An 18,547-nucleotide genomic window follows, 5' to 3' on the forward strand; every position below is an offset into this window, starting at 1 on the left:
AGTCCTGACCACTCGGAGACCACTCATGAAATTCGCCCGTGACACGTGGCTGATCTTCCAGCGGCAGACCCAGCTGCTGCTGCGCAACCCGGTCTGGGTCTTCGTCGGCGTGTTCCAGCCGGTGATGTACCTGCTGCTCTTCGCCCCGCTGCTCAAGCCAGCCCTGAACGCACCCACCCAGGCAGCCGCCTACAAGATCTTCGTACCCGGTCTGCTGGTGCTGCTGGCCATCTTCGGTGGCCTCTTCCAGGGGTTCGGCCTCATCGCCGAACTGCGAGCCGGGGTCATCGAACGCTCCCGGGTCACCCCGATCAGCCGGCTCGCCCTGCTGCTCGGCCGCTCACTGCGCGACGTGGTGTCGCTCCTCGTGCAGGCCGTCATCATCACCCTGCTGGCGCTCCTGTTCGACCTGCGGGTGTTCCTCGGTGACCTCCTGCTGGCGTACCTGATGCTGGCCCTCATCGCCCTCATGACCTCGGCCGTCTCCTACGGCGTGGCACTCAAGGTCAAGAGCGAGGACGCGCTGGCCCCGCTGATGAACACCGTGGCGCAGCCCGTACTGCTGCTGTCCGGCATCCTGCTGCCGCTGACGTTCGCCCCCGGCTGGTTGCAGGGCATCGCCGACTGGAACCCGTTCTCCTGGGCGGTCGACGGCACCCGCGCGCTGTTCGCCGGCGACCTGGGCAGCGACAAGGTCTGGCAGGGCCTGAGCATCACCGCGGTGCTCGCCGTGCTGGGCGTCGTCTGGGCCGCACGACAGTTCGCCCGCAGCGTCCGCTGACGTCTGGTCCTGGCCGTGGCCGTGGCGCTGGCCCTGGCTTGATCGACTCGGTTTTCTGGAAGTCGGGGTGTCCTGCCGCGTGGGATGCCGCGACTTCCAGAAACCCGAGTGGATCAGCCGCTCAGCGCACCCGGGCGAGGGTCAGGCCGTCCGCGATCGGCAACATCACCGGGTCCACCCGCACGTCGGCGAGCACCTCGTCGTTGAACGCGGCGATCGCCCGGTCGCTGACGTCCCTCGGCGCGATGACCCTGCCGCCGCGCAGCACGTTGTCGACCGCGATCACCCCACCCGGACGCATCCGGGGCACCAACTCCGCCCAGTAGATCGGGTAGCCCGTCTTGTCCGCGTCGATGAACGCGAAATCGAGATAGCGCTCCTGCGGCAGCTCCCGGAGCCGGTCCCCGGCCGGGCCGATCCGCAGGTCGATCCGGTCCTGCACGCCGGCCCGATCCCAGTAGCGCCGGGCGATGCCGGTGAACTCCTCGGAGATGTCGAAGCAGGTCAACCGCCCACCCTCGGGCAGACCTCGGGCGATCGCCAGCGACGAGAGCCCGGTGAACGTGCCGACCTCGACAGCCTGCCGCGCGTCGAGAAGGCGGGTGAGGAAGGTCAGGAAGGCCGCCTGCTCCGGCGCCACCTGCATCGTGGCGTGCTCCGGCAACACCGACCGGGTCTCGTCGGCCAGGTCCCGGATGATCTCGTCCGGCGGGGAGCCGTGCGCGACAAGATAGGCGTGCAGCTCGTCGGTGAGCGGGATCGACTTGGTGGTCATGACCGGACGTTACCGAGTGGCTCGACGGTTTGGCCGCCCGGCGCGACCTTCGTCCAGAGGTCGGTGATCCGCAGGTCAAGCTCGGCGAGAAGGCGGCGCAGCAGCGGCATCGACAACCCGACCACCGTGCCAGGGTCACCCTCGATCCGCTCCACGAACGGCCCGCCCAGCCCGTCGATCGTGAACGCGCCCGCCACGGCCAGCGGCTCGCCACTGGCCACGTACGTGGCGACCTCGTCGTCACTGATGTCCGCGAAGTGGACAGTCGTCGAGGCCACCGCCTCCGCGCGCCGCCCGGCGATGACGTCGATCAGGCAGTGCCCACTGTGCAGAACCCCACTACGCCCCCGCATCCGCTGCCAACGCCGGGTCGCGTCCGCCGGGTCCGCCGGCTTACCGAGGATCTCCCCGTCGAAGGCCAACACCGAGTCGCAACCGACCACCAGCGTCCGCTGATCATCGGCCGGGCTCAACCGGGTCAGCACCGCCTGGGCCTTGAGCCGGGCCAACTCCAGGCACAACTCCTCGGCCCGGTCGGCCATCACCAGAGATTCGTCCACCCCGCTGACCAGCACATCCGGCTCAATGCCGGCGGCCTGCAGGAGCTTACGACGGGCAGGGCTCGCCGATGCGAGCACAAGGCGGAGCGGCAGAGAGTCAGACACGAACCCGACGTTACCGGCAACCCAGTCGCGGCGTCCGGCGCGCTCGATCCAGCCCATGCATAATCCACTTCCCCCTTGATCCACTCCACATCGCCGATAACGGCCCATCCAGCCCCGACGGATACCGCCACATCGGGGACATGGAGTCGATCAGCCCGGCCTACCACTCGGCGACGGCTCGCAATGCCCGGAAAACGCGGTATCCGATGCCGCCAGACACCCCGGTTTCGCGAAAACCGAGACGATCAAAGCTCCCTCGCGCTGGTCAGCGGCTGATCCTGGGCGGCGGATCATCACCACGGCGACGACGCCGTGCCACCACCGCCCATCCGACCCCGGCAGCCAGAATCACACCCAGGGTGGCCAGGCCACGTGCCGTAGCGCCGCTGTCGCCATCACCCTGCTGGCCGCCCGCCGCCGTCGAAGGGGCAGCGCCGGCCGGAGCGCTCACCGATTCAAAACCCAGCGGCGGTACGTCTGCCGTCAGCGCTGCCACGAGATCAATCACGCCATAGCCGTACTCGTCGTCACGCCCAGGCGGGCCCTTGTCGATGGCGGTGGCCGTGAGCCGGTGCGCGACCTCGCGCGCGGGCAGGTAGGGGTACTTGGACCGGATCAAAGCCGCCGCCCCCGCCACAATCGCCGTCGCGTCAGAGGTTCCGGTGCCCTTGCGGTACTTGCCGTCGAGACTCGTGCTGTAGATGTCGACCGCGGGTGCGACCACGTCAATCTCCGGTCCGGTGACGGAGATAGCTGCACGATTCCCGTCTCGGTCGATTCCCCCAACAGCGATAACGCCCTCAACAGATGCGGGGTATCCCACCTGGTTGTCGGCTGGCCGGTTGCCAGCGGCAGCGACGATTACGACATTAGCAGCGAGTCCCGACTTGATCGCTTCACGCAAGGCAGGGCTAGAGCCGCCTGCACTCGAAATGCTAATGACGCTGGCACCGGAAGATATTGCGTATTCAATTGCTTTGCCTAGGTTGTCTGCGCTGCTTTGGTTATTTGTTCCGGCCGATAAGATCGGTAGGATCTTGGATTTCGGCGCAATGCCTCGGGCCCCTCGGTCGTTGTCTTGTCCGTGGGCGGCAATGAGGCCCGCCATGCCAGTGCCGTGGCTGTTCTGGTCCCCATGGCCATTGCTGCGCCCTCCGTCGGCAATGTTAATCCCTTGGAGGAGGTTTCCTGTCAGGTCTGGATGGGGTGAAACACCCGTGTCTGGGACTGCGACAATGACACCTTCGCCTTGGCTGATCTTGTTTGCCTCAGCGCAGGAGAGTGTGGCCAGATGCCACTGGTCTGCACGAATTCGATCAGTGCCTTCGTCGGGCGGTTGGCTCTGCGGTCCAGCAGCAGTTGGATCTCCGTATAGGAGGGTGAGGCATATGCATGACAGAGCAACGAAGGCTGTACGCATTGCCCGTGCCCTCACCGGCCGATGCCGATTGCTGGTCCTGGGTCTATCGGGCCATCTTCTTCTGGAGGCAGGACCACCGGATTTACCCCCCGCTTGGTCTCCCAGGGGTTGTCCGGGTCCCAGTCGTTTGATTCCTTGAGATTGCCGGCGGGTCGGGCGGTCCCGCCCGACCCGCCGTTCCAGATTCCGGGTGCTCCACCGATCGGCGATATGCCATGTCCGCCAGAGGCCCCTCTGCCTGCTGAAGGGCGGGAGCCTGCCGCGCCTGTGGGAGCTGTTCCCGCCCCGCCGCCGCCAATGACGCCTCCAATTGGATTGACGCGCCGTGAGGGATTGCCGCTGCCTTCCGGTTGGCGGATTGATGGTCCCGGTGTGCCGCCGATGACTCCCCCCGGCGGTGCAAGGCGAAGTGGCTCTGGCGGGGTTCCGCGAAGTGGGCCGTGTGGATTACTCGAAGTCGGCCTACCTAGGGATCCTCGATTGTGTTGGTTCGATGTTGGAGTGCTGGGTACCGGCGAATATTGTGGCGCAATACCCGGTTGGGATGCGAGGTGATTCGAATTTGATGCAGGGCTCGGAAGTGTGCTACCAGGGCTCGGGGCTCCCACTGTCCCGGCGCCGCCGAGGACGGGGCCATGGCCGGTCGCGATGGATAGAGGTGCAGCGGCTGCTTTCGTTTTCGGGGGAGTGGCCGTAGTTTCATTCCTGGCCATAGGCACTGGCACCACTGGCGGGATAATCGGCGCTGCCCCGCCACCATAAACATCCGGACTCGAAATATCCTTGCCGGCCTGAGAAAGGGTTGCTGGTGGTTTTTGGAGTGTTGCTTGCGCTTGTTGGAGTTCACCGCTGAGGCCGAACATCATGCTTCTGGCCTGCACGTTCAGCTGTTCCAGTTCCCCGTCCGCGACCGGCGGCGTCGTCACCCGGTTGCCCATCACCGCTTTCGGGTCGGCGGCCATCGAGTCGTACGCCTGCTTCTGTTGGAGCTTGGTCGCGTACACCTCGTGGATTTTGCGGAGCGCGGCGCGCGTGGTGCTGATGGCCTGGGTGGCGGCGGACAGCGCGGTGTAGTTCGCGGCGGCGGCGTCGTGGGTGCGCTGGACCTTGTCGATGAGCTCGTCGAGTTCGGCGAGGTACGTGCTGGAGGCGGCGCTGGTTTCTGGTGGCCAGGCGGCGGCGAGCCCGCGCCGGTATTCGTGGAGGCGGCCGAGGTGGGTTTGTGCGAGGTCGCAGACCTTGCGCCAGCCGGCGACCTGTTTCCAGTGGTTGGCGGTGTCGTGGTCATGTAGGCAGGCCCACATGCTGTTGACGTCCATCAGCTGCCAGTCGGTGAGGCCGGAGGTGCGGCCGGTGCCTCGTTCGATCACGGTAGGACCACCGGCCCTTCGGTGTCGGGCCTGGTCGGGTCGGCCAGCATCGGCGTCGGCCCGCCGGGTAGCAGGGCGCTCGGGTCAGCGAGGGCACGGCGGACGTCGACCACCCGGGCGGCGGTGAAGGCGTCGCTGTCGGCGTAGTGGGTGGCGACTCGATCGGCGGCGGCGGCGAGGTGGCCGGTGGCGCCCCGGACGGCGTACACCATGTCGGCGGTGGCCTGCTGCGTCTCGTGGTGCGCGTGCAGGAACGTGACCAGCTCGACGAAGGCGTCGCACGGGTTGGGCAGTTTCGCGGACATGTCCTCGGCGATGTACGGCAGGTGGGGCGCGTAATTGCTCTCGACTTCCGCGGCGAGCCGGTCGGCGAAGTCGCGGAGCTGGCTGATGTCGGCCTCGATGCCGCCGTATCCGCGCAACCAGGGCGCTGGCCGGCCCTCCTCAGGGATCACGGATCCTCCCTACGTGTGACGGCACCGCTTCCCTGAGTGAGGGTAACGGCTCCGCGTGCCCCTGGCAGCCCCCGCCGGGGTAGGTCGGGTCAGCGGGGCAGGCCGGCGGCGTGCCACCCGCCAGGGCCGGGGGGACGCCCGCTGCGCGCCCAGGCGGACGCGGTCTTCGGGGCGGGGGTAACGGCCGGGCGGGAGCGGACGACGATCGCCCCGACGAGAGCGGCCAACTCCTCGGCGGTGGGGACACCGCGGACGACCCGGATCAGCGGCTCTTCGGCAGACATGCCGCCAGGGTACGCGGCGCGAAGTTGCGGGAAGCGGACAGTGGCGTGCCGGCGGTGTGAGCGTCGGCGGGTCCGGGTACCGTCTCAGCGATGTCGAACGCGCTTCCCCAACTTGTCGCTGACCGATACCGGCTCCTGTCGCCGCTCGGCCAGGGTGGCATGGGCCGGGTGTGGAAGGCGCGCGACGAGGTGCTGCACCGGGACGTCGCGATCAAGGAGTTGGTGCCGCCGCCCGGTCTCACCGACGAGGAACGCCGCGAGATGCGGGAACGCTCGTTGCGGGAGGCCCGGGCCATCGCCCGGCTCAACCACGCCAATGTCGTCCGCATCTTCGACGTGCTGCGCACCGACGGCGATCCGTGGATCGTCATGGAGTACGTGGCGTCGAAGTCGTTGCAGGACACGCTCGCCGAAGACGGCCCGGTGTCGGTGGCCCGCACGGTGGAGATCGGCCTCGGTGTGCTGGGTGCGCTCAGCGCCGCGCACAAGGCGGGCGTGATGCACCGCGACGTCAAGCCGGGCAACGTGTTGCTCGGCGAGGACGGCCGGGTGGTGTTGACCGATTTCGGCCTCGCCACGATTCCGGGCGACCCGAACGTGACCCGCACCGGCATGGTGCTCGGTTCACCCGCGTACATCTCCCCGGAGCGCGCCCGCGACGGCACCGCCGGGCCGGAAGCCGACCTGTGGTCGCTGGGCGCGACGCTCTACGCGGCGGTCGAGGGCAAGTCGCCGTACGCCCGGCCGTCGGCGATCGGCACCCTGGCCGCGTTGGCCACCGAGCCGATCCCGCCGCCGAAGAACGCCGGCCCGCTCAAGGCCGTGCTCAACGGGCTGCTGCGCAAGGACCCGAACGAGCGGATCACCGCCGAGGTGGCGGAGCGGTTGCTGCGCCGCGCCGGGGGCAAGCGGTCGCGCGGGATTTCGCTGCTCGATGGCGTACGCCGGCCGGGGCCGAACGGTCCGCGTGAGCCGCGCCCGCCGTTGGTGCCGGCCCCGCGCCCGGCCGAGAGTGTCGACCGGCCGGTGTCGCCGCCGCCGGCCGCCGCCGCGACCACCTCTGCAGCCACCTCCGGTGCCGCCGCGGCCCCCGCCGCCGATGCCACGCCGACGGCCGTCGTTTCCGGTGCGGTCGCCGACCCGACCGCGGTCGTGCCGGCCGAGTCGGCGGCAACGGCCCCGGCCGAGCCGACCGCCACGATCGACCGACCGTCCGATGCCGAGCCGACCGCGAAGGTCACGGCCGCGCCCGACACGAGCGGCGACGGTACGACGAACGTCGACGACGAGCCGACGGTTGTCGACGGCCCGCCGGTGGCTCCGGAGCAGCGCAAGCCGACCACCCCGACGTCGCTCATGCCGCCGGTCAGTCCGGCCGGTCGCGCGGCGGTGCCGCTCTCGGATGGCACGAAGCCGAACAACACCCGACGCAACCTGCTGGTCGGGGCCCTGGTCGCGCTGCTGCTGATCGGCCTCGTGGTGGTCGTGCCGATGCTCACCAAGGACGACGACAAGACTCCGCAGGCCAACCCGACGGGGGCCGCCGCGACCTCGGGGGCTGCGCCGACGTCCGCTGCCGCGCCACCGCCGCCCACCACCGGTGCGCCCAGCCCGTCGGCCTCGGCCACCCCCTCGGTCGACCCGAACGCGCTGCCGGCGGGCTGGAAGCTGCACCGGGACCCGGCCGGCTTCGCCCTGCCGATCCCCGACGGTTGGGTGCGCAGCCAGGTCAACGGCAACACGGTCATCTTCAACCAGTCCAACGGGCCGGGCATCCTGCTCGTGCAGTGGACCCCCACCCCGAAAAAGGATGCGGTCGCGGACTGGCGGGAGCAGGAGCCAAACCGCAAGAGGCTCGTCAAAAACTACCAGAACCTCGGCATCAAGAGCTGTGACTTCTGGAAGACCTGTGGCGACTGGGAGTGGCTGGAGACCCGCGACGGGCAACGAATCCACGTCCGTAACCGGGGCTTCGTGACGGCCAGCAACCGGGGGTACGCCCTGCGGTGGGAGATCGCCGAGAAGGACTGGCAGGCCAACCTGCCGAACTTCGACCGGATCGCCAAGGGCTTCGTGCCCGACCGTCAGGACTGAAACTCATTCGCATGACCTTCCGTCGTCCTGGGTAATTGACCTTCGACGACGGAGGGAGGCACGACATGGGTTACCGACGGAGGGACACCCGGCCTCGGATGGCACTGTGGATGCTCGTCGCGCTCGGCGACGCGATCCTGCTGCTGGTCGCCGTGGGGGTTCCGGTGCTCATCGCACTGCTCAGTGTCGTGATCGTTGCCGGCTCGGGGGTGGCCGCCTGGCGGCTGTCGCGCAGGGGTGCTCTGGCCCGCGAGGAAGCTGTGGTGCCGGCCCTGAGCCGGCGTCGAGCGTGAACCTGAACCGACTGTGTTGGCGGCAGCCGGACCGATTGTCGACCGTGATGGTGACCGTCGATCCCGCTGCCGCCAACGGCACGGTCAGGTGTTGTTGGCCAACGCGATCAGGCGGCTGCGGTCGCCGTTCCAGTAGTTGCGGTCCACGTTGCCGCTGATCCCGGAGACAGCGCCGGTGCTGGTGTACTGCCAGAAGCTCCACACCGAAGCCCCGGCCGGCAGGGCGCCCGGCGTGCTCGACCAGCGGGCCAGCCAGAGCGGGTGGTTCGCCCACGGGCCGGTCCAGCTGCCGGTGCACTGGTTCCACCAGCTCGTGGTGGTGTAGATGACCGCGTACCGGCCGGTGCGGGAGCGGTAGGTGTTCAGGAAGTCCTGCACCCAGTTGCGCATGCCTGTCGTGCTGAGCCCGTAGCAGTATCCGCCGCTGTAGGGGTTGGCCTCGATGTCCAGCGCCGCCGGCAGGGTGCGGCTGTCCGCCGACCAGGCGCCACCGTTGGAGGCCAGGTAGTTGGCCTGGGTGGAGCCGGCGGAGATGTTCGGCCGCGCGAAGTGGTACGCCCCGCGGATCACTCCGGCGTTGTACGCGTTGACGTAGTTCGCGTTGAAGTTCGGGTCCTTGTAGCTGGTGCCCTCGGTCGCCTTGATGAAGGCGAACTGGACGCCGGCGTTGCGGACGCTGGTCCAGTTGATGGTGCCCTGGTAGCGGGAGACGTCGACGCCGGGTGTGGTGGCCGCGGCCGCCGGTCCGGCGGTCGCGACCAGGGCCGCCGCCGCGGTGGCGAGGACGGTGAGGCCGGCCGCGAGCGCGCGGCGCAGCGATGACGAAGTACGGGCCATGAGTGCCTCCAAGAGGATCGCTCTATCGACAACCATCTTTGGAGGTAAGTGCCCTAGATCGCAAGTGTGACTGAAGAAAGCTTCATCGACGTGACGCGAAGGCCCGGTGTTCTGAGTCGGAAGGATTCAGTGCAGCGTGGCCGGGTCGAGCTGCCAGCGGAACGGCTCGACGATTGTCAACGTCTCGCCGGCCTTGGCGATCTGATCCTCGACGTAGTGCTCACCGTCGAGCCGGTACAGCCGCAACGAGTGGCCGTCCCCGTCCTGCTCGACAAGCAGGTACCAGGGGATTCGCGCGATCGCGTAGAGCTGCATCTTGACCAGACGGTCGGCGGCGGCGTTGCCCGGCGAGACGATCTCGCAGACCAGCACCACCTCGGCGGCCTCCACAGCCGTGCCCTCGTCGTCGGTGTCCGCGACCACCACATCGGGGATGACGATCCGGTCCACCCCGAGCCGGACGTTGACCGCCTCGAAAACGAGGAGAGGTTGTGGTCGCACCGCTCGGCGCAGGCTGTAGACGAGTTCCCACGACACCAGCTGGTGCCGCTTGCTCGGGGCAGGGCTCACCAGCAGGCTCCCGTCGAGCAGTTCGATCCGGTCCGGGGTTTCACCCAGGGCGAAGTAGTCGGCCTCGGTCCAGAGCCCAACGTGGTGTCCCAGGGGTACCGCACTCATCGGCGCTCACCTCCCGCTTCACTCGCCACCCGATCAGTTTCACAGGATACGAGCCGGTGCCTCGGGAGCGACACGGAATGCCGCCGGTAGGCTCGCGCCCCATGATGTCGATGGACGGGCTGAGCGACCTGTGGGACACGCTGTTCGGCGCGCAGCCGGACCCGCCCGCGCTGCTGGTGCTGATCACCGCTGCCGTCGCGCTGGTGGTGGTCTCCACCCGGTTGCCGTGGCGGATCGCCCGTAACGCCATCACCATCGCGCACGAGGGTGGGCACGCTCTGGTCGCCCTGCTCACCGGTCGGAAGCTGCGCGGCATCCGGCTGCACTCGGACACGTCCGGGCTGACGCTCTCCGCCGGTCGTCCCACCGGGCCGGGAATGATCCTCACCCTGCTCGCCGGGTACGTCGCCCCGCCGTTGGTCGGGCTGGCCGGCGCCTGGCTGCTCGGCGGCAACCGAATCACCCTTTTGCTCTGGGTGGCGGTGGCGCTGCTGCTGGCCATGCTCGTCATGATCCGCAACGCCTTCGGCGTGGTGTCGCTGCTGGTCACCGGTGCGCTGGTGTTCGCCGTCTCGTGGTACGCATCGCCGCAGGTCCAGGCCGCGTTCGCGTACACCGGGGTGTGGTTCCTGTTGCTGGGTGGGGTGCGGCCGGTGGTGGAGCTGCAACGTCTGCGCTCGCGGGGCCGGATGCCCGCCTCCGACGCCGATCAGCTCGCCGGGCTGACCCCGTTCCCGGCGATCTTCTGGGTGACGGTCTTCGCCCTGATCAACCTGGCCGCCCTGGTTGCCGGCGCGCTCCTGCTGGCCGGCCCGCTCCTCACCGACGCCGGCCTGACGGTCTGACCCGTCCTCCCCGTCCTCCCCGCACGGTCGATCATGGAGTTGTGGTGGGTAGCAAAAGCCGCGAAAACTCCCGGCTCGGGCACCACAACTCCATGATCGACCGGGCTGAGGGCTGGGGCGGCAGAATGAGGGCATGCGATACGTGATCATCGGGGCGGGTGCGGTCGGGGGAACGATCGGCGTGCGGTTGGCCGAGGCAGGCCGGGACGTGACCCTGGTGGCCCGTGGGGCGCACCTCGACGTGATCCGGGAGCGGGGTCTGACCCTGCGGCAGCCCGACGGCGAGGTCACCGCCCGGCTCGCCGCGACGGACGGGCCCGGCGACGAGCCCTTGCCGGCGGACACGGTGCTGATCCTCACCGTCAAGTCGCAGGACACCGCCGGCGCGCTGGCCGCCTGGGTGGACGCGCCGGTGGCGGGCGGTGGTACGGCCGGTGAGCGGCTGCCGTTGGTGACCGCCCAGAACGGGGTGGCGAACGAGCGGGCCGCCCTGCGCCTCTTTGCCGACGTGCACCCGGTCTGCGTCTGGCTGCCCGCCACCCACCTGGACCCGGGCGTGGTGGTGGCCAACGGCTACCCACACCCGGGGATGCTCCACATCGGTCGCTACCCCAGCGGCGCCGACGACACCGACCGGGTGATCGCCGCCGACCTGGACGCTGCCGGCTTCGTCGCCCCGGTGCGCGCGGACGTCATGCGCTGGAAGTACGGCAAGCTGCTCAGCAATCTCGGCAACGGTCTGCAGGCGTTGCTCGGCCGGGACATCCCGGACGAGTTGGCCGAGCGGGTACGCGCCGAAGGTGTCGCCGCGTTCGCCGCCGCCGGGATCGCGCACACCACACCGGAGGAGGAGAAGGCCGAGCGCGGTGACCTGGTCGGGCAGCGCCCGGTCGACGGCGAGGCCCGTTCCGGTGGCTCCACCTGGCAGAGTCTGGCCCGGGGCACCGGCTCGACCGAGGTCGACCACCTCAACGGGGAGGTCGCGCTGCTCGGCCGGCTGCACGGCGTACCGACGCCGGCCAACGTCGCCGTCCAGCGGGCGGTACGCCGGGCGGTCCGGGAGCGGATCGCGGCCGGCGCGTTCCCGCTCGCCGAGCTGGAGAAGATGATCGCCTGATCGGGGCAACCGACGGCCCTGTCCGGTGCGTGTTCCCAGCGACCGACACGGGGAGGTAGCGGGTGCCGGACGTCGACGGGTTCGACGAGTTCTACCGGGGGAGCCGGCAACGGCTGCTCGGGTTCGTCTACGTGCTCACCGGCGACCGGGGCGAGGCGCAGGACGCCGTGCAGGAGGCGTACATCCGGGCGTGGCAGCGCTGGTCCACGGTCAGCGGCTACGACGACCCGGAGGCGTGGGTGCGGGTGGTCGCCAGCCGGATCGCCGTCAGCAGGTGGCGCAGCCTGCGCAGCCGGGCCCGCGCGTACCTGCGGCACGGCGCCACCGAGACCGTCCCCGGCCCGGGCACCGACACCGTCGAAGTGGTCGCCGCCCTGCGTCGGCTGCCCGAGGAGCAACGCGTCGCCATCGCCCTCTACTACCTGATGGGTATGCCGGTCGCCGAGGTGGCACGGGAGACCGAAGCCCCGGTGGGCACCGTCAAGGCCCGACTCTCCCGGGGGCGTGCCGCGCTCGCCGGGCTGCTCGCCGTCTCTGACCTGGAGGAGGCCACCGATGCATGACGACCTGACGTTCGTCGAACAGGTCCAGCGGGACCTTCAGGACGTGCGGTGGCCCGGTCCGGAGGAGATCCGTGCCCAGGCCCGCCGACGCAGCCAGCGCAGAATCGTGGCGGCCACCGCCGTACTGGCCCTCGCCGGGGTTGCCGGCGTGGCGGTCGCTGCTCCGCGGCAATCTCCGTCAACGAGCGCGCCAGCCGCCGCACCGACGCGCGGTGAGATCACCGCCGACGCACTGTTGCAGCCGGCCGACCTGGCCCAACCGGTCGGCGTGCAGCTCGGCGAATCGGGGCTGGGGGAGCCGGTCCGGCTGGAGGACATGCTCGGTTACTGCCGGACCAGTCAGGCGCTACCGGAGGGCTGGCAGATCTCGCGTTGGTCCCGCTCGCAGACCCTGCTGCGGGAGCACCCGCCGGGCGTCCAGGAGGATCGGCGGGTACTGGTCATGCAGGATCTCTTCCGGCTGACGCCGGAGGCGGCCACCCAGGTCTTCGCCAGTCTGGACGACCTTGTCGCGCCCTGTGCCGAATGGCTCAGCGTGGGGCCGATCCTGACGGCAGGAGGCACCCGCACGGCAGAAGCGCTGCACCGGTGGTCGGTGGCGCAGCGGGGCTTCGCCGGGGACGACGCCGCCATCCTGCGGGACTCGCTCACCGCCCCCCGGGACGTGCAGACCGGGCAGCCGCTCGCCGACGATCCGTCGCCGATCCTGCTGGCGGTCGTCCGGGTAGGCGACACCGTCTCGGTGCTCCGCCTCGGCTACGAGAGCACCGAGGCGGAACTCATGCAGCTTGCCGTGGTGGCGGCGGCCCGGATGTGCGCCGCCGCCAACCCGCCCTGCTGAAGAAGACCTGGCCCAGGCGGCGATGATCCGCACAACATCAGGGATGTTGGTGCCTCGTAAGGCCCGGAGGCAGCAACATCCGTGAAGTTGCGCGGATCAAGCCGGCGCGAGCCACGTGCGCGGATCATCGCCGGCGCAGGTCGGGCTCAGAGCGGGATGTTGCCGTGCTTCTTCGGGGGCAGGGTCTCCCGCTTGGTACGCAGGACGCGCAGCGCCCGCACGATCTGGGTACGCGTCTCGTGCGGCGGGATCACCGCGTCGACGTACCCGCGTTCGGCGGCCACGTACGGGTTGGCCAGGGTGTCCTCGTACTCGGCGATCTTCTCGGCCCGGACCGCGGCCGGGTCGTCCGCGCCGGCCAGCTCGGAGCGGTAGAGGATGTTGACCGCACCCTGCGCGCCCATCACGGCGATCTGGGCGGTGGGCCACGCGAAGTTGAGGTCTGCGCCGAGGTGCTTGGAGCCCATCACGTCGTACGCCCCGCCGTACGCCTTGCGGGTGATCACGGTGACCTTGGGGACTGTCGCCTCGGCGTACGCGTAGATGAGCTTGGCGCCCCGGCGGATGATGCCGTCCCACTCCTGGCCGGTGCCGGGCAGGAAGCCGGGCACGTCCACGAAGGTCAGCACCGGGATGTTGAACGCGTCGCAGGTACGGACGAACCGGGCGGCCTTCTCCGAGGCGGCGATGTCCAGGGTGCCGGCGAAGTGCATCGGCTGGTTCGCGACCACGCCCACCGGCCGCCCCTCGACCCGGCCGTAGCCGACCACGATGTTCTGCGCGTAGAGCGGTTGGACCTCGAGGAAGTCCCCGTCGTCGAGGACGTGCTCGATCACCGTGTGGATGTCGTACGGCTGGTTGGCGGAGTCTGGGATCAGCGTGTCCAGCTCGCGGTCCTCGTCGGTGACCTCCAGATCCGCCGGCGCCTCGAACACCACCGGCTCGTCGAGGTTGTTCGACGGCAGGTACGACAGCAGCGCCTTCACGTAGTCGACCGCGTCCTCCTCGTCGCTGGCGAGGTAGTGCGCGTTGCCGCTGCGGGAGTTGTGCGTACGGGCTCCGCCCAGTTCCTCCATGCCGACGTCTTCGCCGGTCACCGTCTTGATGACGTCGGGTCCGGTGATGAACATGTGCGAGGTCTGGTCGACCATCACGGTGAAGTCGGTGACCGCGGGGGAGTAGACCGCGCCGCCGGCGCAGGGCCCCATCACCAGCGAGATCTGTGGGATGACACCGGAGGCCCGTACGTTGCGGAAGAAGATCTCCCCGTAGAGGCCGAGCGAGACCACGCCCTCCTGGATGCGTGCGCCGCCGGAGTCGTTGATGCCGACGACCGGGCAGCCGATCTTCATGGCCAGGTCCATCACCTTGACGATCTTCTCGCCGAAGACCTCGCCGAGTGAGCCACCGAAGACCGTGAAGTCCTGTGCGAAAACGCACACCTGCCGGCCGTCCACCGTGCCGTAGCCGGTGACCACACCGTCGCCGTAGGGGCGGTTCTTCTCCAGCCCGAAGGCCGTGGACCGGTGCCGGGCGAGCTCGTCCAGCTCGACGAAGGAGCCCTCGTCGAGCAGCATCTCGATCCGCTCGCGGGCGGTCCTCTTGCCGCGCGCGTGCTGCTTCTCGACAGCGCGGGCCGACCCGGCGTGCACCGCCTCGTCGACCCGGCGCTCCAGGTCCGCCAGCTTGCCCGCGGTGCTGTGGATGTTGGTCCCGGTCTCGGTAGTCACCCAGGGAATATAACGATGGTTCAGGTGGGTGCCGCTGTGCAGTACGCCTCAGTGCCGACGGGACGACCGCCGTAGGCTGACGGGATGTCGGGCTCCCCGTACACCAATCTGGATCGCCCGCCGCTGTCGGCGGCCCGGCTGCGCCGCGCGTTGGTCGCGCCGGACGGGCCGTGGGCCCGCCTGGAGCTGCGCACCGAGACCGGCTCCACCAACGCCGACGTGGCCGAGGCCGCCCGGGTCGGCGAGCCCGAGGGCCTGGTCGTGGTCGCCGAGCAGCAGACCGCCGGGCGTGGCCGACGCGGTCGGGTCTGGCAGTCGCCGGCGAGGGCCGGCATCACCACCAGCGTGCTGCTGCGGCCCGGGGAGGCCGTGCCGGACCGCGGTTGGCTACCGGTGCCACCCACGGGGTACGGGTGGCTGCCGTTGCTGGCCGGCGTGGCGCTGGTGGAGGCGGTGGCCCGGTTGGCCGAGCTGGAGGCCTCCCTGAAGTGGCCCAACGACCTGCTGATCGACGACGCGAAGTGCGCGGGCGTGTTGGCCGAGGTGGTGCCTGGCCGTGCACCGGAGGAGCCGGCGGCCATCGTGCTCGGCATCGGGCTCAACGTGACGCTGCGTGCGGACGAGCTGCCGGTGAATCCGACCGGACTGCCGGCCACGTCGCTGCAGTTGGCCGGCGCGGCGGCTACCGACCGGGACCCGCTGCTGCGGGCGCTGCTGCGCTCGGTGGCCGAGTGGTACGACAGGTGGCGCTCGGCGGGCGGTGACGCGGTGGCCAGCGGCCTGCGGGACGCCTACCTGGCAGCCTGCTCGACGGTCGGTCGTGAGGTGCGCGTCCTGCTTCCCGACGGTGAGGTGCTGACCGGCAGCGCGACCGGGGTGGACCGGGACGGCCAACTCCAGGTCGCCACCGCCACGACCACCCGCACCCTGGCCGCGGGTGACGTCCTCCACCTGCGCTGATCGCACGACCGGCGTCGAACGCACGACGGCCGCGACCGGCCGCCCACTTGCAAGATCGTGAAGAGTGGGGTGGGGCCGCGTGGCGGATGTTGTGGTGGGCTCTGGGGGTTTACGGTCTGCGCGTCGAGAAGATGGCGTTGGAGGTTCCCCGTGGCGTTTCCCGAAGACGTGCTCACCAAGGACGAGCATGTCGTGCTGCACCTACATCCGCACTGGAAGGCACTGATCCGGCCGATCGTGGTGCTGGTGCTGGCGATCGCCGCGGTGGTGGTCGGTGTGCTCCTGCTGCCCGAGAGCAGCGGCGGTTCGATCGCGCTGGCCGTGATCGGCGTAATCGCCCTGGCAGCGGTGCTGTGGCTGGGTCTGTGGCCGTTCCTGGTCTGGCGTACCACCCATTACCTGTTCACCAACGAGCGTGTGCTGTTGCAGCAGGGTGTCTTCTCCCGGGACCGGCGGGACCTCCCGCTCACCCGGATCAACGACCACTCGATGAACCAGCACTTCTTCGAGCGTCTGCTGGGCTGCGGCACGCTCACCATCGAGTCGGCGGGCGAGCGCGGCCAGTCGGTGCTGGCCGACGTGCCGGGGGTAAGCCGCGTGCAGACCACCCTCTACGAGTTGGTCGAGGCGCAGCACGACAAGCACTCGCTGGGCGACGGGGAGATGCGCGACATCCTGGCCGACATGCGCGAGGGTAAGCCGCTGCGCGACACCACGACCTGATCGTCCGGAACGACCGAGACCCGCCCTGGCCGAAGTCGGGGCGGGTCAGTCGTATGGTTCGACAGGGGCGCTCGGGGGCCCGTCCGCGCTGGTTGCCGACGTTGGGTTGGCGGGCACCTCGGCCGCAGCCGGGCCCTCGTCGGGCACCTCGGCCCCGGGTGCGCCAGATTCGGGCAGGTCGGCGGCGGGAGGTTCGCCCTCGGTCGGTCGCGCGGCGAACCAGCCACGGAACCGGGTGCGCAGCACCTCCTGCTCGGGCCGGTCGTCCGGGCCGAGGCGGAGCATGGTGCCGGTGAGGCTGACGGTGCCGAGCCCCGGCCGGGCGGTGGACGGTCGGGCGCCCATCACGTCGACCCGGACGGCGAGCCGGTCGCCAGCGCGTACGGGAGCGAGCCAGCGCAGCTCCTCCAGGCCGGGAGAGGCGTCCGCAGCCGCCCGGGACAGCAGATGGTCGACGTAGGCGCGCATGAACAGGCTGACCGTGTAGAAGCCGCTGGCGATCAAGCCGCCGTGCCGGCTCTCCCCGGCCAGCTCGGGGTCGACGTGGTACCACTGCGGGTCGAATCGGCGGGCGAACGCGACCATCTCGTCGCCGTCCACGGTGACCACGCCGAGATCGACGGTGAGCCCGGGGACCAGATCCTCGAAGAACAGCTCGGCGGGTTGCCCGGTGCCGGAGCGCGCGGCGGGTGGCGTCACCGGCGGGGCGAGCGGCGGGTGCCGACGTGCAGCTCTGCGGCGAGTTCCGCGTCCAGGTCGGCAGCGGGGCTCACGCTCAGCCGCGTGGGCCGCCCCTGCATGGGAGCGCCGGGAGGTGGGTCGCCACGGCGGGCGGACTCCGCCTCCTCCAACTCGGTGACGGACTCGGCGAGTTCGGCGACCGGGTCCATCTCCGCCATGGTGTCCCACTCGTCGCGTGGGAGGCCGTGCCAGGTGGAGTCCGACTCCTTGTCGTCGTCCTCGACAGCGCTGACAGGCTGGAAGACGAAGGTCCGGTAGGACCAGAACCGGAACAGCGTGGCGAGCAGGACGCCGACGGTCTTGGCCACGTTCAGTGCCAGCAGGCCGTGTACGCCGAGCCCGTACTTGGCTGCGGCCACCGCACCGAGCTCGATGAGCAGACCAGCGCCGTTGAATAGGAAGAAAAGGACGTACTCTCGCCGAAGTGCCGATTTCGGACGATCCCGGTACGTCCAGTGCCGATTCATGAGGTACGACGTGATCGTGGCGACGATGGTCGCGATCACTGTTGCCTTCAACTGACCATTGACGAAAACGGTCAGTGCAAGGGCATTGAACACCGCGTAATTGATGACGGTGTTGATGCCGCCGACGATGCCGAACTTGAGCGCCTCGTGGATGAACTTCTGCCAGCGCTCAGGCAGCAGACGGACAAGACGCATGCGAAACACCTTAGGGCAGTCGTGGCGGCCGGCGATCACCGACCGAACAGGGTGGGCGGCAGGTCACGCCCCGTGGTCACGGTCCGGCATGACCTGCGGAAGGGTCGGGGTTCCCGCTTCGACGAAGACGAACCGCCGGTACGACCAGAATCGGAACAGCGTGCCGAGCCCGGTGCCGACGATGTAGCTGGCCACGTTGTCGGCCAGGCGCGTCTCGAACACGGCCGGCCAGACGCTGCCGAGGCCGTACCGACTGATCGCGAGGCAGGCCACCGCTATGCCGAGGCCGACCGCGTTGAAGAGGAAGAACAGCGCGTACTCCCGTGCCGGGTTGTTGCGCTGACGGTGGCGCCACGTCCAGAACCTGTTGCCCAGGAAGGCGACGGAGGCCGCGATCACCGTGGAGATCGTCTTCGCCGTCAACTCTTCCACGCCGCGACTGCTCGTCAGGTAGTTGAAGAGCGCGAAGTCGATGAGGAAGGCGATGCCGCCCACGGTGGCGAACTTGCTCATCTCGCGGACGAGGTGACCGAAACGGTCCAGCAGTTTGCCGACCAGACCCGGTCGGGTCTGCCGGGGACCCGGTTGCTCCCCGGTCATCGTGGCGGCCACAGGGCGAGCCTACCGGCTGTGGACCGGTCGGCGGGGTAGCAACGGCGAGCGGGTGGGGTCGCACACGGGAGCCCAGCGCCGTGTGCGGAACGGTTGAACGC

21 protein-coding genes are annotated in these 18,547 nt (G+C 69.6%); 9 read left to right on the forward strand and 12 right to left on the reverse strand.

Annotated features, from left to right (window positions below):
• Nucleotides 1-25 precede the first annotated feature (25 nt).
• Nucleotides 26-781, forward strand: coding sequence for an ABC transporter permease (locus tag FHU34_RS31725; RefSeq protein ID WP_088986366.1), 756 nt, complete (start codon nucleotides 26-28; stop codon nucleotides 779-781).
• Between the two features lie 121 nt (nucleotides 782-902).
• Here the strand turns inward: FHU34_RS31725 and FHU34_RS31730 are convergent, their stop codons facing one another.
• From FHU34_RS31730 to FHU34_RS31755, 6 genes are all read right to left on the reverse strand, one after another.
• Nucleotides 903-1,556 (reverse strand): O-methyltransferase, encoded by a 654-nt coding sequence (locus FHU34_RS31730; protein ID WP_145786288.1) that lies wholly within the window; start codon nucleotides 1,554-1,556, stop codon nucleotides 903-905.
• Nucleotides 1,553-2,221: a Maf family protein gene (locus tag FHU34_RS31735; RefSeq protein ID WP_145786289.1), complete on the reverse strand. Its 669-nt coding sequence runs from the start codon at nucleotides 2,219-2,221 to the stop codon at nucleotides 1,553-1,555. Before FHU34_RS31735 ends, FHU34_RS31730 begins: the two co-directional genes overlap by 4 nt.
• Before the next feature lie 265 nt (nucleotides 2,222-2,486).
• On the reverse strand, nucleotides 2,487-3,641 hold the full coding sequence (locus tag FHU34_RS31740; RefSeq protein WP_145786290.1) for a S8 family serine peptidase: 1,155 nt from the start codon (nucleotides 3,639-3,641) through the stop codon (nucleotides 2,487-2,489).
• Between the two features lie 11 nt (nucleotides 3,642-3,652).
• Entirely contained in the window at nucleotides 3,653-5,011 is a 1,359-nt protein-coding gene (locus tag FHU34_RS31745; RefSeq protein ID WP_244312066.1) for a hypothetical protein, read from the reverse strand.
• A complete protein-coding gene (locus tag FHU34_RS31750) occupies nucleotides 5,008-5,466 on the reverse strand; it encodes a hypothetical protein (RefSeq protein WP_145786291.1) in 459 nt (152 codons plus the stop codon). The genes FHU34_RS31745 and FHU34_RS31750 overlap by 4 nt, the downstream gene beginning before the upstream one ends.
• A gap of 89 nt (nucleotides 5,467-5,555) precedes the next feature.
• Nucleotides 5,556-5,750 carry an acyl-CoA carboxylase subunit epsilon gene (locus FHU34_RS31755; protein ID WP_145786292.1) on the reverse strand — a complete coding sequence of 65 codons (195 nt, stop codon included), beginning with the start codon at nucleotides 5,748-5,750 and terminating at the stop codon, nucleotides 5,556-5,558.
• Nucleotides 5,751-5,840: 90 nt separating this feature from the next.
• Between FHU34_RS31755 and FHU34_RS31760 the strand changes: the two genes are divergently transcribed.
• Both FHU34_RS31760 and FHU34_RS31765 read left to right on the forward strand, forming a co-directional pair.
• Nucleotides 5,841-7,844, forward strand: coding sequence for a serine/threonine-protein kinase (locus FHU34_RS31760; RefSeq protein WP_145786293.1), 2,004 nt, complete (start codon nucleotides 5,841-5,843; stop codon nucleotides 7,842-7,844).
• Between the two features lie 65 nt (nucleotides 7,845-7,909).
• Nucleotides 7,910-8,137, forward strand: coding sequence for a hypothetical protein (locus FHU34_RS31765; RefSeq protein WP_145786294.1), 228 nt, complete (start codon nucleotides 7,910-7,912; stop codon nucleotides 8,135-8,137).
• Nucleotides 8,138-8,221: 84 nt separating this feature from the next.
• Here FHU34_RS31765 and FHU34_RS31770 read toward each other — a convergent pair whose 3' ends face one another.
• A complete protein-coding gene (locus tag FHU34_RS31770) occupies nucleotides 8,222-8,974 on the reverse strand; it encodes a GH25 family lysozyme (RefSeq protein WP_145786295.1) in 753 nt (250 codons plus the stop codon).
• A gap of 126 nt (nucleotides 8,975-9,100) precedes the next feature.
• Entirely contained in the window at nucleotides 9,101-9,652 is a 552-nt protein-coding gene (locus FHU34_RS31775; RefSeq protein WP_145786296.1) for a Uma2 family endonuclease, read from the reverse strand.
• Between the two features lie 101 nt (nucleotides 9,653-9,753).
• On the opposite strand from FHU34_RS31775, the gene FHU34_RS31780 reads away from it, so the two are divergent.
• The 4 genes from FHU34_RS31780 to FHU34_RS31795 all read left to right on the forward strand — a co-directional run bounded on the left by FHU34_RS31780 (nucleotide 9,754) and on the right by FHU34_RS31795 (nucleotide 13,018).
• Nucleotides 9,754-10,497 carry a M50 family metallopeptidase gene (locus FHU34_RS31780; protein ID WP_145786297.1) on the forward strand — a complete coding sequence of 248 codons (744 nt, stop codon included), beginning with the start codon at nucleotides 9,754-9,756 and terminating at the stop codon, nucleotides 10,495-10,497.
• Nucleotides 10,498-10,630: 133 nt separating this feature from the next.
• Nucleotides 10,631-11,614 (forward strand): ketopantoate reductase family protein, encoded by a 984-nt coding sequence (locus FHU34_RS31785; RefSeq protein WP_145786298.1) that lies wholly within the window; start codon nucleotides 10,631-10,633, stop codon nucleotides 11,612-11,614.
• 62 nt (nucleotides 11,615-11,676) lie between these two features.
• The gene (locus tag FHU34_RS31790; RefSeq protein WP_145786299.1) at nucleotides 11,677-12,177 is read left to right on the forward strand and encodes a SigE family RNA polymerase sigma factor; all 501 of its coding nucleotides are present in this window, start codon (nucleotides 11,677-11,679) and stop codon (nucleotides 12,175-12,177) included.
• Nucleotides 12,170-13,018 (forward strand): hypothetical protein, encoded by an 849-nt coding sequence (locus tag FHU34_RS31795; protein ID WP_145786300.1) that lies wholly within the window; start codon nucleotides 12,170-12,172, stop codon nucleotides 13,016-13,018. The genes FHU34_RS31790 and FHU34_RS31795 overlap by 8 nt, the downstream gene beginning before the upstream one ends.
• A gap of 146 nt (nucleotides 13,019-13,164) precedes the next feature.
• On the opposite strand, the gene FHU34_RS31800 is transcribed toward FHU34_RS31795, so the two are convergent.
• Nucleotides 13,165-14,748, reverse strand: coding sequence for an acyl-CoA carboxylase subunit beta (locus FHU34_RS31800; protein WP_145786301.1), 1,584 nt, complete (start codon nucleotides 14,746-14,748; stop codon nucleotides 13,165-13,167).
• A gap of 84 nt (nucleotides 14,749-14,832) precedes the next feature.
• On the opposite strand from FHU34_RS31800, the gene FHU34_RS31805 reads away from it, so the two are divergent.
• Complete coding sequence (locus FHU34_RS31805; RefSeq protein WP_145786302.1) at nucleotides 14,833-15,708, forward strand: biotin--[acetyl-CoA-carboxylase] ligase; 876 nt, start codon at nucleotides 14,833-14,835, stop codon at nucleotides 15,706-15,708.
• Nucleotides 15,709-15,858: 150 nt separating this feature from the next.
• A complete protein-coding gene (locus tag FHU34_RS31810; protein ID WP_145786303.1) occupies nucleotides 15,859-16,431 on the forward strand; it encodes a PH domain-containing protein in 573 nt (190 codons plus the stop codon).
• Between the two features lie 45 nt (nucleotides 16,432-16,476).
• On the opposite strand, the gene FHU34_RS31815 is transcribed toward FHU34_RS31810, so the two are convergent.
• From FHU34_RS31815 to FHU34_RS31825, 3 genes are all read right to left on the reverse strand, one after another.
• The gene (locus FHU34_RS31815) at nucleotides 16,477-17,130 is read right to left on the reverse strand and encodes a MaoC/PaaZ C-terminal domain-containing protein (RefSeq protein ID WP_145786304.1); all 654 of its coding nucleotides are present in this window, start codon (nucleotides 17,128-17,130) and stop codon (nucleotides 16,477-16,479) included.
• A complete protein-coding gene (locus tag FHU34_RS31820) occupies nucleotides 17,127-17,834 on the reverse strand; it encodes a GtrA family protein (protein WP_145786305.1) in 708 nt (235 codons plus the stop codon). Before FHU34_RS31820 ends, FHU34_RS31815 begins: the two co-directional genes overlap by 4 nt.
• Nucleotides 17,835-17,897: 63 nt before the next feature.
• A complete protein-coding gene (locus tag FHU34_RS31825; RefSeq protein WP_145786496.1) occupies nucleotides 17,898-18,434 on the reverse strand; it encodes a GtrA family protein in 537 nt (178 codons plus the stop codon).
• Nucleotides 18,435-18,547: the final 113 nt, after the last annotated feature.

This window comes from Micromonospora taraxaci (assembly GCF_007830095.1).
GTDB lineage: Bacteria > Actinomycetota > Actinomycetes > Mycobacteriales > Micromonosporaceae > Micromonospora > Micromonospora taraxaci.

Excerpts from the sequence above, each read along its gene's own strand:
- FHU34_RS31780 (WP_145786297.1), top strand. The coding sequence starts at position 9,754 with ATGATGTCGATGGACGGGCTGAGCGACCTGTGGGACACGCTGTTCGGC.
- FHU34_RS31775 (WP_145786296.1), bottom strand. The coding sequence starts at position 9,652 with ATGAGTGCGGTACCCCTGGGACACCACGTTGGGCTCTGGACCGAGGCC.
- FHU34_RS31740 (WP_145786290.1), bottom strand. The coding sequence starts at position 3,641 with ATGCGTACAGCCTTCGTTGCTCTGTCATGCATATGCCTCACCCTCCTA.
- FHU34_RS31825 (WP_145786496.1), bottom strand. The coding sequence starts at position 18,434 with ATGACCGGGGAGCAACCGGGTCCCCGGCAGACCCGACCGGGTCTGGTC.
- FHU34_RS31795 (WP_145786300.1), top strand. The coding sequence starts at position 12,170 with ATGCATGACGACCTGACGTTCGTCGAACAGGTCCAGCGGGACCTTCAG.
- FHU34_RS31755 (WP_145786292.1), bottom strand. The coding sequence starts at position 5,750 with ATGTCTGCCGAAGAGCCGCTGATCCGGGTCGTCCGCGGTGTCCCCACC.
- FHU34_RS31785 (WP_145786298.1), top strand. The coding sequence starts at position 10,631 with ATGCGATACGTGATCATCGGGGCGGGTGCGGTCGGGGGAACGATCGGC.
- FHU34_RS31730 (WP_145786288.1), bottom strand. The coding sequence starts at position 1,556 with ATGACCACCAAGTCGATCCCGCTCACCGACGAGCTGCACGCCTATCTT.
- FHU34_RS31760 (WP_145786293.1), top strand. The coding sequence starts at position 5,841 with ATGTCGAACGCGCTTCCCCAACTTGTCGCTGACCGATACCGGCTCCTG.
- FHU34_RS31805 (WP_145786302.1), top strand. The coding sequence starts at position 14,833 with ATGTCGGGCTCCCCGTACACCAATCTGGATCGCCCGCCGCTGTCGGCG.
- FHU34_RS31725 (WP_088986366.1), top strand. The coding sequence starts at position 26 with ATGAAATTCGCCCGTGACACGTGGCTGATCTTCCAGCGGCAGACCCAG.
- FHU34_RS31820 (WP_145786305.1), bottom strand. The coding sequence starts at position 17,834 with ATGCGTCTTGTCCGTCTGCTGCCTGAGCGCTGGCAGAAGTTCATCCAC.
- FHU34_RS31770 (WP_145786295.1), bottom strand. The coding sequence starts at position 8,974 with ATGGCCCGTACTTCGTCATCGCTGCGCCGCGCGCTCGCGGCCGGCCTC.
- FHU34_RS31765 (WP_145786294.1), top strand. The coding sequence starts at position 7,910 with ATGGGTTACCGACGGAGGGACACCCGGCCTCGGATGGCACTGTGGATG.